The organism is Spirochaeta thermophila DSM 6192 (assembly GCF_000147075.1).
Lineage (GTDB): Bacteria > Spirochaetota > Spirochaetia > Winmispirales > Winmispiraceae > Winmispira > Winmispira thermophila_A.
Map to the genome: position 1 here is coordinate 2,280,739 of NC_014484.1, position 18,222 is coordinate 2,298,960.

At 60.3% G+C, this 18,222-nt stretch carries 10 protein-coding genes, 3 tRNA genes and 1 pseudogene; 10 read left to right on the forward strand and 4 right to left on the reverse strand.

Annotated features, from left to right (window positions below; translation table 11 throughout):
• Positions 1 to 94: 94 nt before the first annotated feature.
• Positions 95 to 2,383 (reverse strand): glycoside hydrolase family 9 protein, encoded by a 2,289-nt coding sequence (locus STHERM_RS10325; protein ID WP_013314837.1) that lies wholly within the window; start codon positions 2,381 to 2,383, stop codon positions 95 to 97.
• A gap of 58 nt (positions 2,384 to 2,441) precedes the next feature.
• Positions 2,442 to 3,758: a GH12 family glycosyl hydrolase domain-containing protein gene (locus STHERM_RS10330; RefSeq protein ID WP_013314838.1), complete on the reverse strand. Its 1,317-nt coding sequence runs from the start codon at positions 3,756 to 3,758 to the stop codon at positions 2,442 to 2,444.
• 155 nt (positions 3,759 to 3,913) lie between these two features.
• On the opposite strand from STHERM_RS10330, the gene STHERM_RS10335 reads away from it, so the two are divergent.
• From STHERM_RS10335 to STHERM_RS10360, 7 genes and pseudogenes are all read left to right on the forward strand, one after another.
• Positions 3,914 to 3,986: transfer RNA gene (locus tag STHERM_RS10335), tRNA-Pro, on the forward strand.
• 6 nt (positions 3,987 to 3,992) lie between these two features.
• Positions 3,993 to 4,066 (forward strand) — tRNA-Arg (locus STHERM_RS10340).
• Between the two features lie 67 nt (positions 4,067 to 4,133).
• Positions 4,134 to 5,513 (forward strand): class II fumarate hydratase, encoded by a 1,380-nt coding sequence (gene fumC / locus STHERM_RS10345; protein WP_013314839.1) that lies wholly within the window; start codon positions 4,134 to 4,136, stop codon positions 5,511 to 5,513.
• A 364-nt stretch (positions 5,514 to 5,877) separates the two neighbouring features.
• The gene (locus tag STHERM_RS12410) at positions 5,878 to 6,297 is read left to right on the forward strand and encodes a transposase (RefSeq protein WP_237223276.1); all 420 of its coding nucleotides are present in this window, start codon (positions 5,878 to 5,880) and stop codon (positions 6,295 to 6,297) included.
• Positions 6,275 to 7,093 (forward strand): transposase, encoded by an 819-nt coding sequence (locus STHERM_RS12415; RefSeq protein ID WP_013314841.1) that lies wholly within the window; start codon positions 6,275 to 6,277, stop codon positions 7,091 to 7,093. The genes STHERM_RS12410 and STHERM_RS12415 overlap by 23 nt, the downstream gene beginning before the upstream one ends.
• Positions 7,094 to 7,448: 355 nt before the next feature.
• Positions 7,449 to 8,687 (forward strand): annotated as a pseudogene (locus STHERM_RS10355) (IS256 family transposase).
• Between the two features lie 103 nt (positions 8,688 to 8,790).
• Positions 8,791 to 10,515, forward strand: coding sequence for a hypothetical protein (locus tag STHERM_RS10360; protein ID WP_013314843.1), 1,725 nt, complete (start codon positions 8,791 to 8,793; stop codon positions 10,513 to 10,515).
• Positions 10,516 to 10,594: 79 nt separating this feature from the next.
• Here the strand turns inward: STHERM_RS10360 and acnA are convergent, their stop codons facing one another.
• Together acnA and STHERM_RS10370 are read right to left on the reverse strand one after the other, a co-directional pair.
• A complete protein-coding gene (gene acnA, locus STHERM_RS10365; protein ID WP_013314844.1) occupies positions 10,595 to 13,210 on the reverse strand; it encodes an aconitate hydratase AcnA in 2,616 nt (871 codons plus the stop codon).
• Positions 13,211 to 13,339: 129 nt separating this feature from the next.
• Positions 13,340 to 13,413: transfer RNA gene (locus tag STHERM_RS10370), tRNA-Val, on the reverse strand.
• Positions 13,414 to 13,605: 192 nt separating this feature from the next.
• On the opposite strand from STHERM_RS10370, the gene STHERM_RS10375 reads away from it, so the two are divergent.
• From STHERM_RS10375 to leuA, 3 genes are all read left to right on the forward strand, one after another.
• The gene (locus STHERM_RS10375) at positions 13,606 to 15,027 is read left to right on the forward strand and encodes a sigma-54-dependent transcriptional regulator (RefSeq protein WP_013314845.1); all 1,422 of its coding nucleotides are present in this window, start codon (positions 13,606 to 13,608) and stop codon (positions 15,025 to 15,027) included.
• A 31-nt stretch (positions 15,028 to 15,058) separates the two neighbouring features.
• A complete protein-coding gene (locus tag STHERM_RS10380; protein ID WP_013314846.1) occupies positions 15,059 to 16,246 on the forward strand; it encodes a class I SAM-dependent rRNA methyltransferase in 1,188 nt (395 codons plus the stop codon).
• Positions 16,247 to 16,501: 255 nt separating this feature from the next.
• Complete coding sequence (gene leuA, locus STHERM_RS10385) at positions 16,502 to 18,163, forward strand: 2-isopropylmalate synthase (RefSeq protein WP_013314847.1); 1,662 nt, start codon at positions 16,502 to 16,504, stop codon at positions 18,161 to 18,163.
• The last annotated feature ends 59 nt before the right edge of the window (positions 18,164 to 18,222 follow it).

An 18,222-nucleotide genomic window follows, 5' to 3' on the forward strand; every position in this document is an offset into this window, starting at 1 on the left:
CCTAGGGCGTCTTTTATTATAGCATGCTGCTTGGTGTCGTAAATAAACCAAATGGGTGATATAAGGAGGGAGGCACCGCCTCCCTCCTTAGCCCTCACTGTATCTCCACGTGGCCCCACGAGACGCTACTCTTGTAGTGGATGTACCAGTAGCCGTCCGAGGCAGCAGGGATCTGGTGCTGCGCCACCCACACGTTGGTATAGTCCGTCCCGTTGATCTCCAGCAGGTCCAGGTTCCAGGAATTCACGTACCTGCTCCAGTCGTTCGGATCCGTGGAGAACTGATCGGTCTTCCAGTAGTACTCACCCGCCCCATCGTAGGTGAAGGGAAGGGCGATCGCGGTGTACTCCCCGGAAGGGGTGGGAGTAGGCGTGGGAGTGGGCGTGGGTGTTGGAGTGGGTGTGGGAGTCGGAGTAGGAGTCGTGGTCGCCGTGGGAGTAGGTGTCGGCGTGCTCGCCCCACCTTTTGGTGGTTCCACACCAAAGATCAGCTCTCCATTTCTGTAGACGGGGATGTACTCTGTCATCACATCCGGCTCTGCTGAGGGGAGCCCCTGGAACGAATAGTCGTTCGTAGGATCCCACACCGAGGCATTGTAGCAGGCGAGGGCGAACTGGAACTCCACCTTTCCATAGAGCTTTGAACCGGGCCAGCTCGCCTCCACATAGTAGATGTGGTTGGCCTCGTCCCACGGCTGAATTTCAGAGAGGGTCCCATTTGCCGGTCCATAGTAGACCGAGGCGGTCACATCCTCCACGGTATACCCGGCATCGTAGAGCTCGGAGAGGTCGAAGAAGTACCTGAAGGAGAGTCCTGTCTCCCAGTGAGGAGGAAGGAGCGAGTCATTGTGGATGTAGGCCTTGATGACCGTGGCCTGATTCGTGCTCTCGTAGACATAGGCGCTCACAAAGTAGGGGACATGATCCTCAGGCTCGATGCCGGGCGTGGGTTCCGGGGTCTGTCCTGCGCCGTAGTACTTGACTATACCGGCAAGGGCACCCACGAATCCCGCATTGTAGTCAATTGCCACCTCGGAGTGGTCGTACTGCTCTATGTCGTCGACATACTCGTCGTTCATGTCAGGTCCACCCACAAGGGCCCCATAGAGGAGGTGCTTCTCGGGATCCTTCTTGGACTCGTTCGCAGGAGGAGCCTCCAGCCGGCCACTCGCTGCCCTGTGGTGCGGGAACTTGGGGTAGTTCTCTCCAAACCCCACCTCATAGGAGAGCCCTGCGGGGTTATCGCCCAGGATGTAGTCGATCTGTGACTTGGCAAAATCGAGGTAGGCCTCGTCATGAGAGACCTTGTCATAGTAGACGAGGGCGAGCATCGCCTCGGCCGCGGCATATCGGAGCACTCCCCAGGAGTTGAGGTAGCAGAGTCCCCCTGGGGTGCGCGGTATATCGTTCATCCAGTAGTTGAGGTTCCACTCAGCAATCTGTCTATAGAGCGGTCTGTCACTGATCTCCGAAAGCTTGACGAATACCCCACCCCATACATCATCCCAGCAGTGGGTCCAGCTGTTGTTGTATCCATTCTGTTCGTTTATGCCCTTCTCCTCCAGAAACCCCTCCACATCCTGCATGTAGGACTCATCCCCAGTGGCGATGTAGAGCCAGATCGCCCCCCAGGTGAGCTCATCCAGATAGCCGGAAGATCCGTAGAACCCGCCGCTCTCGCTCAACCCGCGATAGGTCTTTCCGAACTCGTAGAGGCTTTGCGCAGCATCGAGGCACTGCTGGGCATAGGAGGGATCAACATCCTGGTAGTTGAGGTACATGAGGGCCAGGGCCGCCGCAGTCCCACCTGCGATATCCGAGGCAGGGGTCTCAGGCGTAGCCACATAGAGCGCAGGCCGATCGGTGTCCTGAAGCTCCGGAGGCCCCCAGTAGCTGTGATCGACTGTACCGTCACCCACCTGATAGTAAAACGTCGTGGGATTGGGGTAACACTTGAGGAAATAGTCGGTGAAGTGCTTGAGGATCTTGAGGATGTACTGATCCTGGCCTGTCTCAACGAAGACATCCTTGAACTCGTAGTAGGCCCAGCCAAGGGTAGAGGCGGCATAGGCCTGAGGGAGTCCGAACTTTACGTGGTCCCCGGCGTCGTGGAACCCCCCCGTGAGGTCGAGCCCCACATCGGCCCCATCCTCCCAGTGACAGGGGCCACGCCACGCGAGGCGATTCTCCCCTGCATCAGGACCACACCAGTTCGCCTCGTAGAAGAGGATGGACTTTGCAAAGGCATCCACATAGTTGAACGAAGCTGCAGCACGCGAACGAACACCGGAAGAGCCCATCTCCCCCTCAAAGAACACCCCACAGGAGGCAAAGAGGAGGAGGAAGGCCCCCAGCATACCAATGACGGTGACACACCGTTTCATACAACCCTCCTTAAGAAAGAATCAGGGGAAGGGAAGACCCCCTTCCCCCTTGTCTGCGTTACTTTATCTCCACGTGGCTCCACGGATAGGAGCCCTTGTAGTGGATGTACCAGTACCCGTCAGAGGCAGGCGTGATCTGGTGCTGCGCCACCCACACGTTGGTATAGTCCGTCCCGTTGATCTCCAGCAGGTCCAGGTTCCAGGAATTCACGTACCTGCTCCAGTCGTTCGGATCCGTGGAGAACTGATCGGTCTTCCAGTAGTACTCACCCGCCCCATCGTAGCTGAAGGGAAGCGCGATCTCGGTGTACTGCCCGGAAGGGGTGGGAGTAGGCGTGGGAGTGGCAGTCGGCGTGGATGTAGGTGTTGGAGTCGGTGTGGGCGTGGCGGTGGGGGTCGGAGTCGGCGTAGGAGTGGGGGTCGTCCCTCCACCACCTCCGAGGATGGGAGTGGTGGTGTACTCGAGCTGGAGGTCGTACACATGCCATGCGAGCTGCGCGTTGAGATAGTCGGGCGTCCCGAACTCAGTCCCCAGCTCCACACTGGTGAAGTAGAGATTCTCCCAGTCGGCCCTGTTGGAGAGGGATCGTGCCTTCTGGATGAAGGGAGCCCAGTTGAAGCGCACCGTTCCCTCACTTATGGGAGTGGTGGGCCTGAAGGCGAAGTACTCCCATCCTCCGTTCCCTACTGCATCCGACCGCCACACCTCGAACGTCATGTCCCGCATCTGACCGTTCACCTCAATAGGTACTGTGAGCGTATCAACCTGGGAACCTGCTCCTTGGAGGCCGTAGTAGTTGAACCAGATCATGATCTCGACCTCGTCCGAACGCACGTCCCTTCCCCGGCTGGTATCCCTGGTGAGCCAGGTCTCGAACGGGAAATTGAAGGGGAGCTGGGGATCGAGGCGCTGAATCGAAAAGTCGACCGTGGTGTAGAAGTCGTTGAGCTCGGAGAGCCGCCTGGGCAGAGGTACCGGCCCGTCCTGTGCAGGACCCACGGTATTCCAGATCTTGATCCCGTACCATATCTCGGGATAGGCGTGGACCCAACCGGACGGATCCTCCTGTTGGATGTTGGAGAGATCGATCTGCACGTCGAGATCGAACCCATCCGCATCGTCGAACGTCATGGTGACGCTTCCGGAACCTCCCACCACATTCCAGAGGTTAGGCTCAATCACCCAGTTCGTCTGACCATCCCCGTCGGAATCGATAGTGGCCGAGGGATACCGGTTGCTACTCGTGGCGGTGACCGTAGTCACTGCTCGAGAGAGACCTGCGCGTTCCCCTGCCACATCTACGAGGCCAAGGGAACACCCAAGAAGGCTCAGAATGAGGACACTTAGGCATCCTCCATAGTAGAGCTGTCTCATAGAACACCTCCCCACGATGGTTTGTTGTATCATGTTACCATCCGGACGGGATAAAGAGAATAAACTTCGAGGGTGAGGGGCTAAACTTTCGGGTTGATCGCCTATGAGTCATTGTCTTGACCTGAGAAAGAAGGTTTTTGTATACTTTTGTGCACCGGGATGTAGCCTAGTGGCTAAGGCGCCTGCTTTGGGAGCAGGAGATCGGAGGTTCGAATCCTCTCATCCCGAGACCGTGCGCCCATAGCTCAGCTGGATAGAGCAGCTGCCTTCTAAGCAGCGGGTCAGAGGTTCGAATCCTCTTGGGCGTAACCCCGCCGTAGGGCGGGTTTTTTTCATACCCTCCTCTTTTTCCACGGTTTCTGCTACACTCCGACCATGGACTACCGTATCGAGACCGATACCATGGGAGAGGTGAGGGTCCCCGCCTCGGCCTACTGGGGGGCCCAGACCCAGCGTTCGCTCGAGAACTTCCCCATAGGGGAGGAGTCCTTCCCTCCCCTCTTCATCAGGGCCTATGCGCACATAAAGAAGGCGGCTGCTCGGGCCAACCAGGCCCTGGGCGTGCTGGAGCCTCCCCTCGCCGGGGCCATCTCCAAGGCCTGCGACGAGATCATCCAGGGGAAGTGGGAAGACCAGTTCCCCCTCAAGGTGTGGCAGACAGGGAGCGGCACCCAGACCAATATGAACCTCAACGAGGTCATCGCCAACAGGGCGAACGAGATCCTCGGCGCCCCCCGGGGTTCCAAGACCCCCGTACACCCCAACGATCACGTGAACAGGTCCCAGTCCTCCAACGACACTTTCCCCGCGGCCATGCACCTCTCCACCCTCATGGCCCTCAACGAGCAGCTCTACCCTGCACTCGACGCCCTTCTCACCACCCTTTCCCAGAAGGTAGAGGCCTTCAAGGAGGTGGTGAAGGTTGGGAGAACCCATCTGCAGGACGCGGTGCCGCTCACCCTGGGGCAGGAGTTTTCGGGGTATCTCCATCAGGTGAGGAGCGCGCGCGAGGCCCTCTCTGCCGCGGCCGAGGAACTGTGCGAGCTCCCCCTGGGAGGCACGGCGGTGGGAACAGGCCTCAATGCGCCGGAGGGGTTTGCAGAGAAGGCCTGTGCCTACCTGCGGGAGCAGACCCACCTCCTGGTGAGACCTGCGCGTAACCGGTACGCCCTCATCGCGGCCCACGACATCTTCGCCTCGCTCGCAGGCTCACTCTCCCGTCTCTCCGCTGCCCTCTACAAGCTCGCCTCGGACATCAGGCTCATGGGGTCCGGCCCCCGTTGTGGGATCGGCGAGCTCATCCTGCCCGCCAACGAACCGGGTAGTTCCATCATGCCCGGCAAGGTCAATCCCACCCAGGCAGAAGCCCTCACCATGGTGTGCTTCCAGGTGATGGGCCTCTCCCAGGCCGTCACCTTTGCCTGCTCCCAAGGCCACCTCGAACTCAACACCTACAAGCCCCTCATCATCCACGACATCCTCCTCTCGATCCGCCTCCTCTCCGAGGCGATGGAGAGCTTCAGGATCCGGTGTCTTGAAGGCGTGCGGCCGGATACCCGGCGCATCCAGGAGTATCTCGAGAAGACCCTCATGCTGGTCACCGTCCTCACCCCGCACATAGGGTACGAGCGGGCCGCGCAGGTGGCGAAAAAGGCCTACGAAGAGGGAAAGACCCTCAGGCAAGCCGCCCGCGAGCTGGGGTACCTCACCGAGGAGGAGTTCGACCGGCTCGTGGACCCCAAGGGGATGGTGTAACTTCCAAAAACTCTAGAACGTCTAAAATCTCTAACTATATATTTCAGAAACAATTAGAGCCTTTTGCGCTGTTTTCACGCAACGATAGGTAAAGGAATTACAAGCGGGTGGGGATTTATGTTACCCCAAAAACACGGTCTACAGGTGCGATAGAAGGGGAAAAAGAGGTCGGAGTTGAAAAAGTGACCCCAAAAAAGAGGGCCCCCCGGTTTTTCCATGATAGAATCATGGTAGCAAAAGACCGACGGAGGGGCCCATGGCACGTATAGCACAGAAATCACTTTTTTGCTGGCACGATGTAGAAGAATTGGGGGATTTACATCGGCTTCGGCTGGTGTTGGAGAACCTGCCGGATGAGGAACTGATGCAGCAGCTTGAACAGAGGCGAGGGAGAGGCCGGAATGAGTATCCGGTACGGGCGATGTGGAACTCGCTCGTTGCGGGGATCGTGTTTCAGCACCCGAGCATCGAGCAGCTACGCCGGGAGCTCTTGCGGAACGGGCAGTTGAGGGACCTGTGTGGATTTGATCCTACCCGGGGAAGCGATGCGGTACCCAGTGCCAGCGCGTACAGCCGGTTTCTTTCCACCTTGAGGAAGCGGACGATCCGAACGGCACTGGTGAAGGTGTGTACAGCCCTGGTGGATCAGTGCTACCGGGAGCTGCCTGGATTCGGGCGGCGGCTGGGAGCCGATGGGAAGGGGATAGCAAGTGTTGCCCGTCGAAGGGGGAAGGGTGCCGGAGACCGGCGAGGGGAGCACGATGCGGACTGGGGGGTGTCATGAGTATGTGTATCAGAATGAACGGGGGGAGGTGCAGAAGTCGGTAAAGAAATGGTTTGGGTTTACGGTGCACCTCCTTGCGGATACAGAGTATGAACTGCCGGTGGCCTTTACGGTGAGTCGGGCCTCAAAGCACGAGGTGCCGGTGATGCGAAAGCTGATTCGGTCCCTGGATCGCCATCGGCCGCATATACTCAAGGCGGCAGAAGTGTTCACGGCCGACCGGGGCTATGATGATGGCACGTTGATAGATCTGTTGTGGCACGAGCACCGGATCAAACCGGTCATCGATATTCGTAATGCATGGAAAGATGGAGAGGAGACGAAGCTGGTGGCAGGGACACCGAACGTGGTGTATGACTACCAGGGGACGGTGAGTTGTGTCTGTATGGCCACGGGGACGCAGCGGGAGATGGCCTACCGGGGGTTTGAAGAAAAGCGGGGAACGTTGAAGTACGGCTGTCCTGCGGTGCACTATGGGTATGAGTGTGCAGGCAAAGCCTCCTGTCCCCTGGCCTCCTGTATCCGGATCCCCCTCTCCACGGACCGCAGAGTCTTCACGCCTATCGCCCGATCTTCGTATCGGTGGAAGCGGGAGTATGCCAAGCGAACGGCCTTGGAGCGGATCCACAGCCGGCTGGATCGAAGCTTTAGCCTGGAACTCCACACGATCCGGGGGCAGGAGAAACTCTCGGTTCACCTTACGCTGGTGTTCTCTGTCATGAGTGCCCTTGCCCTGGGACGAGTGCGAGAGAACCAGCCGAACCAGATGCGCTCCCTGGTCAGGCCTGCGGCCTAACGAGCGGTCTTACCGAAACCGATCCCCAGCATCCACTTTCCCTTGAGGAATCCTGAGGGCAGGTGTGTCCGGTTTGAATACAGAACCGCCGTGCTGGAGAGAACGCGAGTGAACCATCGTGCATATTGTACCGTTCTGAGCACTATTCCGGATAAGAATACGGTAACGGTGACACCCTAAGCAGGCATTACAGAGCCTTGTCGCCCAGGATTCCCGTTGGCTTACTAAAAAAAGCAGTACAGCCCAAAAGGCTCGCAAAAGGGGCCTGTAACATCGAGTGTTGAAAAACGCGGGAAAAAAAGATAAGGGGTATCTCCCACCACCCTAATCCTTTATTTCAAGGAGGAGATACCCCATGAAGCGCGGCAAGACACGCGCACTGACTGAGACACAGTATACCCTCTCTGGCCTCATGAAGCAAGTGGAGGCCCAACTCCGGGAGGAGGTACGCCACACCTACAAGACGTACCTGGAGCACCTCCTTGAGGCACTGAGAGAGGAGGCAGTAGGGCGACCGCGATATGCACGAGGGGAGGCTGAGAAGCCACCGTACTACCGGTACGGCTACAGGAAGTGGAAGAGTGTGCAGACCCCATGGGGGCCGATCGAGGAGGTACGCGTGCCCCGGATCCGCACCGGCGGGGGGAAGGAGGTGAAGTTGGTCGCCTATGAGCAGAGGCTCGTGGCCCTCACCGAGCAGCTCCTCCTTGGGTATGTGGGAGGGATGAGCGCGCGGAGATATGCCATCCTGTTACGGGAGTGAGGGATAGGCGAGGCCCACCCTCAGACGATCTTACGGATCATAAAGCGTCTTCGTGAGGAGAAGGAGCGGTGGCGGAGGCGGCCGCTTAGTGGGGTGAAGGCGCTCGTGCTGGATGGGGTGTGGGGAAAGCTGAGGGGAAAAGGGAGGAGGGGGCTGGTGGTCTTGAGTGCCGTGGGGGTGAAGGAGGACGGGTCTCATGAGCTCCTCGACTGGGTCGTTGCGGAGCGGGAGGAGCGAGCGAGCTACGAGCGACTGCTTACCAGGCTCTATGAGCGGGGGCTTCATGAGGTGGAGCTGGTGGTGGCCGATGAGGCTGAGGGGATCTGGCAGGCCGTGGAGACGGTGTATCCTGAGGCGAAGAAGCAGGTATGCCTCTGGCACCTTGAGCGGACCCTTGAGCGGACGCTCCTCAATGAACTGAGAGGTAAGGAGAAGAGGCACGTACAGGAGATGCGGCGGGCATTTCGGGATGCCTACCGGAAGCTTTTGGCGGCACGAGAGAAGGAGGAGGCGGAGAAGGCCCTTGAGGGGTTCTGGAAGGAGTGGGGAGCCCGTGCGCCGCGGATGAGTGCCGCACTCCTGTGGCGGAAGGACCGACTGTTCTCCTATCTGGAGCTGCCCTATGAGTGGAAGGAGAAGGTGAGGACGAACGCCCTTGTGGAGAACCTCTTTCGGCACATGAGGACATTTCTTCGACGGTATCCTGGGTATATGAGCCGTGCCCATGCGGATGAGGCGGTAGGCCTCTACGTGGTGGGCATGCAGATACACACGCAGTGTGGGAGACGCACCCCTTATCAGCTCCAGCTCAATTTCAACACTCCTCCTTGACAGTGCCCGCAAAAGGCTCTGCTTGACTTCTTCTTCAAGAATCGATAAAATATATATGTTAAGTATTCTCCACTTTCATTTCATTATTAAAAGGAGGTTGTACATGAAACGAAACGTATGCTTCGTACTGTTAGCCCTTATTCTAGTAAGTGGTTCTCTCTTCGCCCAGGAGAGGCTGCCCTTCTTCTCCTCCTTCGAGTCCTCTTTTAGCTTTGGCCTCTTTACCAACGAGATCGACGCTGCCTTCGACGCGAATGATCTGCGGAACGACCCCGGGATACAAGACCTCAATCGATCGTACATCTTCGCAGGACTTGCAAATCCCTATTGGTTGCAAACACTGGATTCTGCCAGTGCAGCCTTCATCGTAGGCGGATACCTCCACCCTCTCGGCCTCTCTGCGGGGCTCGAGTTCTTCTCGGACCCCGAGATCTCTACCAGGGAGAACGGCACCACGGCAAATACTGCCACCAAACCCGTCACGTCTGGGACTAAAACCACCAACTATACCTACGTCACCGACCAAACCGAAACGACCTACTCTGCGCTTCAAAAGGAAGACATCTCTCTCACGTTGGGCGGGCTCAAGAAGATGGGACCAATGGTACTAGCGGCGGCCTTGAATTTTGCGTTCGAAAGCGGTCGCTCCTTTGGAACAGCAGACAATTACGCCGACCAAAACTATACGCAGACCACCACCTACTATAATGACATCGCTGGTGCAGCAGAAGCACCCAAGATGGAGGAGGACTACAAGGAGACAACGACATACACGGCTCCCAGCACTTACACGAATCTCTCGGTCATGGTCCCCTTCTTTATGCCCTTGGGAGGTCCCATAAAGGGCATCGGTGCCTCGGTGCGGCTCAGCTGGGAAAATTACAACTACTCCACGAGTTACAAAACAGAAATGACCACTCCCAAGTACACCGATCCCGGAGGCTCCTTCGTATTCCACGACGACTTCACTGAGGACGTACTCAACGCGCTTGAACTCGGCATCGACTCCACCCTCTCCCTCCAGCCCCTCCTCGGAAGCGATCCAAAGAACAGGCTGGATGTGACCCTCTCCCTCGATACGCGGCTTCCCCTGCCCGGGAAGTATACAGAACAGGATGTGGACAAGGATGTGGATCCCAATATCGGGAGTCTCGCCACCATCAACAGCTACACCCAGACCGACCTCACTACGGAGCGGGCGGGGATATTCAAATACGGCCTCGATATAGGAGCGAACCACCCACTCTACTTCCCATTCGGAGACTGGGCGGAGCTGGCCCTCAATCCAGGAATCGGACTGGGGCTACGGTACTGGCCTTCAAGTGATTACTACTCGAAATCCTCCGAACAGACGGTAAAGAATGACGGAAACAACGACGGGGACTTCAACGATGCTGTAGACAGCGTGACTACCACGACTACCACTTACTACAACAACAACGACGGGGATCCGGTGGAGATCTCCTTCCCTGTGAGCCTCGTTACGGCCTTCAAGTGGAAGCAGAAGGAGTGGATTTTCGGCGTCACCCTGGCAAGTGGGATGTTCATGACCCCCACCATCTCCTTCGAGTCGGACAAACGATATACTTATGAAAGGAAAGTGGTTGTCAAGGATGGGACAGGTATGACCACGAGCGAAACCATCACCACGAAGGTAGAAGGCGCCTACGGCACCTCCCGAACCACGGCGGACTGGTCGTTTGGTATCCAAAACAGCTTCATCCTCAACTTCTACCTGCCTGACAACATCCGGCTGGACGTGCTGGTCAGCAGCAACCTCTTCGACTTCGGATCACTCTTCATCCAGGCCATCATCCCGCTTCCGTAAGTAGGTTCTCTTCTTGCACATAAGAGGCCCGGCACCTGGCGCCGGGCCTCTCTTTGTCTTCGCCACCTATGCGATACAGTTATCCCCCCAGCTTCCCCAGTACGTACGGCAGGAGGCCACCTGCGGCGAGGTAGGCGACCTCCACCTGGGAGAAGACCTGGGCCTCGGCCTCGAACCTCGCCACCTCGCGTCCGTCTCTCTCTGCCCTCACCAGGCACCGCTTCCGGGGAGTGAGCGCGCCTATCTCTATGGTGAGCTCCTCCTCGCCGGTGAGCCCGAGCTCCTCGGCCGACTTCCCCTCGGGGAAGCAGAGCGGGAGCACCCCCATCCCCACGAGGTTGCTCCTGTGTATGCGCTCGAACGACCGGGCGAGGACAGCCCTCACGCCGAGCAGGCGCGTGCCCTTCGCTGCCCAGTCGCGGGAGGAACCGGTACCATACTCCCGTCCTCCGAGCACGACGAGCGGCACCCCCCTTCGTCGGTACTCCATCGCGGCATCGTAGATGAAGGACTGCGTCCGCTCGGGGAAGAGGAGGGTGTAGCCGCCCGGTACATCGGGGGTGAGCCTGTTCTTCAAGCGGATGTTGGCAAAGGTGCCGCGCATCATCACCTCGTGGTTCCCCCTGCGGGATCCGTAGGAATTGAACTCCTCGGGCCGCACCCCGAGTTCCTGGAGGTACCGGCCTGCAGGGTAGTCGGGAGGGATCGCCCCTGCGGGGGAGATGTGATCGGTGGTCACGGAATCACCGAAGAACCCGAGGACACGGGCCCGCTCGATCCTCTCGGGAAGCCCCTCCAGTTCAAAGAAAGGCGGCTTTCTGATGTAGGTCGAGGCCTCGTCCCATGAGAACAGGATCCCCTCCCCTCCCTCGAGTCCCCGCCACCGTTCATCGCCCTCGAAGATCCCTGCGTAGCGCCTCTCGAAGTCCTCACCTATGACCACCTCTTCCACCAGACGTGCGATCTCCTCAGGGGAGGGGAGGAGTTCGTGCAGGAAGACGTCCCGTCCCTCCCTGTCCTTCCCCACCGGCTCCCTGGAGAGGTCCTTCATGACCGACCCTGCGAGGGCGTAGAGCACCACGTAGATCGGCGAGGCGAGTATGTTGAACCGCACCTTCTGGTGGATCCGCGCCTCGAAGTTGCGGTTCCCCGAGGCAACCGAGGCGAGGAGCAGGCCCTCGTCGGCCGCGCGCTCCAGGGCGGCAGGAAGCGGCCCGCTGTTTCCGATGCAGGTGGCACACCCGAAGGCCGCCACCGAGAACCCCAGCTCCTCCAACGCCCCCAACACCCCCGCACGCGCCAGGTAGTCCACCACCACCCGGGATCCCGGCGCGAGGCTCGTCTTCACCCATCGCGGCACCCGCATCCCCCGTTCCACCGCACGCCTCGCCACCAACCCCGCCCCCAACATCACCGCCGGGTTGGACGTATTGGTGCACGAGGTGATCGAGGCGATCGCCACCGCGCCATGCGGCACCAGGACCCGCTCCCCCCCGAGCTCCACCTCTCGCCCCTCTCCCTCTGCCCCGAGACGCCTGCACTCTTCCCCTACCCGTACCGGCACCTCCTCCCTCCTGAGCCGGTCCTGCGGCCGGTACGGCCCTGCGAGCGTGGGCTCCACCGTGGAGAGATCGAGCTCCAGGACATCGGAGTACACAGGCTCCACCGAGGGATCGTACCAGAGCCCCACCTCCTTCAGGTAGGCCTCCGCCCTCGCCGCCGCCTCCTCACGCCCCGTCATCCGGAGAAAGGCCACCGTCCGCTCGTCGACCGGGAAGAACCCCATCGTGGCCCCGTACTCCGGTGCCATGTTGGCGATCGTCACCCTGTCCGGGACCGACAGCTGGGAAAGCGCAGGACCGAAGTACTCCACGAACTTCCCCACCACCCCCTTCTTCCGCAGGAGGTGCGTGAGGGTGAGCACCACGTCCGTGGCCGTCACCCCCTCAGGCATCCTCCCCACCAGCCGCACCCCGACCACCTCCGGGAGCGGCATCACGTAGGCCTCGCCCAGCATCACCGCCTCGGCCTCTATCCCCCCCACACCCCACCCCATCACCCCGAGCCCGTTCACCATGGTGGTGTGGGAGTCGGTCCCCACGAGCGAATCGGGATACCAGAGCACCATCCCATCCCGCACCTCCTCCCGCACCACCTGCGCGAGGTACTCCACGTTGATCTGGTGGCAGATCCCGGAATTGGGCGGCACCACCCTGAAGTTCGCCATACTCCTGCCCGCCCACTTGAGGAGCCGGTACCGCTCCCCGTTCCGCTCGTACTCCTTCTCCACATTCCGCTCGAGGGCATCCCTTCGTGCCCAGAAATCGAGCTGGACCGAGTGATCCACCACCAGGTCCACCGGTATCTGCGGCGTCACCCGCGACGGATCGCCCCCCTTCTCGGCCACCGCATCCCGCATCACCGCCAGATCCACCACCGCCGGCACACCGGTGAAGTCCTGCATGAGCACCCGGGCAGGGAAGTACGCCACCTCCGTGCCCACGTACCCCTGCCACGCTCCTACCCGAGCCGCCATCTCCTCCTCCACCCGTCCCAGGGCCACACCCCTCGCCACATTCTCCAGGAGCACACGCATGCTGTAGGGCATCCGTTCGAGCCCCCCCTCGACCGGCAAGCCCCTCATATCCACCACGCGGACACGCCGGCCTCCGAGCATCCTCTCGACCAGGTCCATAGACACTCCTTTGGTACGTGATGAGGCCTCGCCACCCACGGCGAGTGCGTGGCTCAACCTTACCCGAAACCCGGCCTTCCTGTCCACGCCGCCCGCCACGCACAAAAAAAGCTGCCCTGCCGGGCAGCCTGGGCGATACTGGATTCGAACCAGTGACCTCTGGTATGTGAGACCAGCGCTCTAACCAACTGAGCTAATCGCCCCTCTTGAGTCGAGATGATAGCACAATCTCCACGCTATGGCAAGCCCTTCGTCCTCCTTGGAAGCCTCCCGAGAACGAATCGCCCGCACCGCCCCTGGAGCCACAGCTTGCTTTTTTGCATCCTTATTATTATGATGAACTATGCATTTTGCATAACATCCATACATCGTGCATGGCAGAGAGGGGCGGACCAATGGGAACGACCACGACCGAAAACAAAGAATACATCCTCCTCGTGGACGACGATGAGACCATCCTCACCCGCTACCAGCTCATGCTCGAGCACGAAGGCTACACCGACTACATCCTCTGCAGCAATCCCCTCGAGGTGGAAGAGATCCTCGCCGCCAAGGCCATACAGGTCGTGCTCCTCGACCTGGTCATGCCCCACAAGGACGGATTCCAGATCCTCGCCTTCATCAAGGAACACTACCCCCACATCCCGGTCATCATCGTCACAGGAGAGGACTCCCCCGACAAGGTGGTGAAGGCCATGAAGCTGGGCGCCCTCGACTACATCACCAAGCCCATCTCCTCCTCGAGGTTCTTCACCTCGCTCAAGAACGCCCTCGAGATGCGCGAACTCCACCACGAGGTCGCCACCCTCTCCACCCGCGTCCAGCAACGCCCCGAGATCCCCCCCGAGTTCACGAACATCATCACCCGCGATCCCGTGATGCTCTCCATCTTCTCCTATGCCAAGGCCATCGCCCCCAGCCCCAGACCCGTCCTTATCACCGGTGAGAGCGGCACGGGCAAGGAACTCCTCGCCCGTGCCATCCACGCCGCGAGCACACGAGAAGGCCCCCTCGTCACGGTGAACGTGGCGGGGCTGGACGACACCCTGTTCTCCGACACCCTCTTCGGCCACAGGAAAGGCGCCTACACCGGCGCCGAGAGCGACCGCCCGGGCCTCATAGAACGGGCCAAGAACGGAACCCTCTTCCTCGACGAGATAGGAGAGCTGAGCATCCCCTCCCAGATCAAGCTCCTTCGACTCCTGCAGGAGGGCGAGTACTACCCCCTCGGAGACGACATCCCACGAAAGACCAACGCCCGCGTCATCGCCGCCACCTGTGCCGACCTGGAGGCCAAGCAGGAAGAGGGCACGTTCCGGAAGGACCTCTACTACCGCCTCATGACCCACCACATCCACCTCCCCCCCTTGAGGGAACGCCGGGGTGACATCCCCCTCTTGGTAGAAGCCTTCATCACCCAGGCTGCCCGGGAACTCGGACGCACGCCCCCCGCCGTCCCACCACAACTCTACGACACCCTCTCATCCTACCCATTCCCCGGCAATGTACGAGAGCTTCAGTCCCTCGTCTTCGACGCGGTCTCCCGATCCACCGAGCCCCTCTTGGCCATGCAACCCATCCTCAGGTACATACGGAACCGGCAGAAGGAACCCTACACACCCACCGCCCCGGTGCATGAGATCACCTACGAAACCATCGTCTCGTGCTTCGGCAGGTTCCCCACCATCGAAGAGATGGAGAAGCTCCTCATCCGGGAAGCCCTCAAACGCACCGACGGCAACCAGTCGGCTGCAGCCCAGATACTGGGCATCTCCCAGTCCACCCTGAGCCGGCGGCTCAAGAAGGAACCTCTGTAAGAACCCCTTCCCTCCTGCTATACTGGACCGCATGATGCATCCTTCCGTGATCATACGAAGCTCCAGACTCGATTCGATCCGCAGGCGCCACCCCTGGGTCTTCTCCGGCGCGGTCGCACGAACCGAAGGAGACCCTGCACCCGGCGACATCGTCACCCTCCGCAGCGAGGAAGGGCATTACCTCGGCATCGGCACCCACGAAGGCGGGAACATCGCGGTACGCATCCTCTCCTTCGACGAGGAGGAGATCGACGCATCGTTCTGGCACCGCCGCCTCGAGGCCGCCTTCGCCAGACGCCGCGCCCTCGGGCTCACCGACTCCCCGGAGACCACCGCCTACCGACTCGTACACGGCGGAGGCGACGACCTCCCCGGCCTCATCCTCGACTACTACGACGGTGTGGTGGTATTCCAGACCCACTCCATAGGGGTGCACCGGCACCGGGAATCCATCGTGGAAGCCCTGCGGACCCTCTACGGGCACCACCTCAAGGCCGTCTACGACAAGAGCAGGGCCACCCTCCCCCCCTCCTACGAGATGGAGAACGGCTACCTCTACCGGAACGGGGATCTCTCCCTCCCCTGGGAGATCCGTGAGCACGGGCTCCGCTTCCTGGTGGACTGGGAAGAGGGGCAGAAGACCGGCTTCTACCTCGACCAGAGGGACAACCGCGCCCTCGTGGCACGGCTCGCCGAAGGAAGACGCGTGCTCAACGGTTTCTCCTACACAGGAGGCTTCACCCTCAACGCCCTCGCCGGGGGAGCGGTCCACGTCACATCGGTGGACCGATCGGACAAGGCCCTCACACTCCTCGAACGCAACCTCGCGCTCAACGACCTCCCCTCCGGACGCCATACCTCGATCTGCGCCGAGGTGCTCCCCTACCTCAAGGAACACGGCCACGAGTACGACCTCATCATCCTCGATCCCCCCGCCTTCGCGAAACACGTACAGCACCGGCACAAGGCCATCATCGCCTACAAACACCTCAACAAACACGCCCTCAGGACCGTCAGACCCGGGGGGATCATGATCACCTTTTCCTGCAGCCAGGTGGTCGAACTCCCCCACTTCGTGGGCGCAGTGCGCGCCGCAGCCATCGACGTGGGCCGCAGAGTCACCATCATCGGTACCCTCCACCAGCCGCCCGACCACCCGGTGAACATCTACCAACCCGAGAGCGAGTACCTCAAGGGACTGGTCCTCTATGTGGAATAACATGGAATGTGTACGAGATACGAATCAGAACATTCGGCCAGGGGTTGACATTTCTCCTGAATGGGGTACATTACTCATATGATGAACTCGGGACTCTCGCGGATCCTCGGCCTCCTCCTTAGCCTTCTCCTCCTTCTCGGCACCCGCGGTGCAGGGGGCCCGGAACCCGCGTGAGGACACGGGGTTCGGAAAAGCCCGCTGCACCTTCCAGTGCAGCGGGCTTTTTTCATCATACCACATTCAAAGGAGACGGATATGAAGAACGCACACAAGTACCGGCCCTTCCCCTTCCGGGTCTCTCTCCCCGACAGGACGTGGCCCGACAAGCACATCACCGCTCCACCTGCATGGTGCAGCGTCGACCTGCGTGACGGCAACCAAGCCCTCCCTGTCCCCATGAACGTGGACCAGAAGCTCGAGTTCTTCAAGCTCCTCTGTGACACGGGGTTCAAGGAGATCGAAGTCGGCTTCCCCTCCGCCTCCCAGATAGAGTACGACTTCACCCGCCAACTCATAGAGGAACACCTCATCCCCGACGATGTGTACATCCAGGTCCTTACCCAGGCACGCCCCCACCTCATCGATCGTACCGTGGAGGCCGTGCAGGGGGCGAAGAAGGTCATTCTCCACATGTACGTAGCGACCTCGGTGATGCACAGGACCATCGTCTTCAAACGTTCTAAAGAAGAGGTGAAGAAGATTGCAGTGGACGGCACCCTCTACATGAAGTCCCTCCTCCCCCGCCTCGCCGGTAGTGAGGTGGTCTACGAGTTCTCTCCAGAAGCCTTCAACATGACCGAACCCGAGTTCGCCCTGGAGGTATGCGAGGCCGTGGTGGAGGCATGGAATCCAAAGGAGACGGGCGGCAAGGTGATCCTCAACCTCCCCGCCACGGTGGAGGGCTCCACGCCCAATGTCTACGCCGACCAGATCGAGTGGTTCTGCCGGAACTTCTCGAGGCGGGACGAGGTGATCATCAGCGTACACACCCACAACGACCGTGGCACCGGTGTCGCGGCCACCGAACTCGCCCTCCTGGCCGGTGCCGAACGGGTGGAAGGCACCCTCTTCGGTAACGGCGAGCGAACCGGGAACCTCGACATCGTGGCGGTCGCCCTCAACATGTACGCGGAGGGAGTGGATCCGGGCCTCGACCTCTCGGACCTGCCTCGGATCCGGAGTGTGTACGAGCGCTGTACCGGCATGACCATCCACCCGAGGCACCCCTATGCAGGGGATCTCGTCTTCACCGCCTTCTCCGGTTCGCACCAGGACGCCATCAAGAAGGCCATGGACCTCCTCAAGACCGAGAAGAAGGACTACTGGGAGGTCCCCTACCTTCCCATCGATCCTATGGACATAGGCCGGAGCTACAAGGCCATCATCCGCATCAACAGCCAGAGCGGGAAGGGCGGGGTCTCCTACGTGCTCCAGGAGGAGTTCGGCCTCGAGATCCCCAAAGGCATGCACCCCGAGGTGGGGAAAAAGGTGAACGAGGTCTCCGACGCCCTCGTACGGGAGCTCTCCCCTCAGGAGGTCTACGAGGTCTTCGAAAAGCACTTCCTCAATCTCTCCGATCCATACGACCTGGTATCCTACAGGATCGAGACCGAGGGGAAGACCGTCCAGATCACCGCCCGGGTGAAGGAACGAGGCGAGGAGAAGGTCCTCACCGGGACCGGGAACGGCCCCATCGACGCCTTTGTCCACGCGATGAAGGGCCAGGGGTGGAACGATTTCGAGATCACCGACTACCACGAACAGGCACTGGGCAAAGGTTCGGACACCGAGGCGGTGGCCTATATCCGGATCACGAGGGATGGACGGGACTACTGGGGCGCAGGTCGTCACACCGACACCATCGCCGCGAGCATCCACGCCCTCCTGAGCGCCTACAACAGAGTCTACACGAAGTGATCCGATCCATCGGTCGGGCGCCGCAGCACGCGGCGCCCTCGCTCTCTCCGGGGATGTCG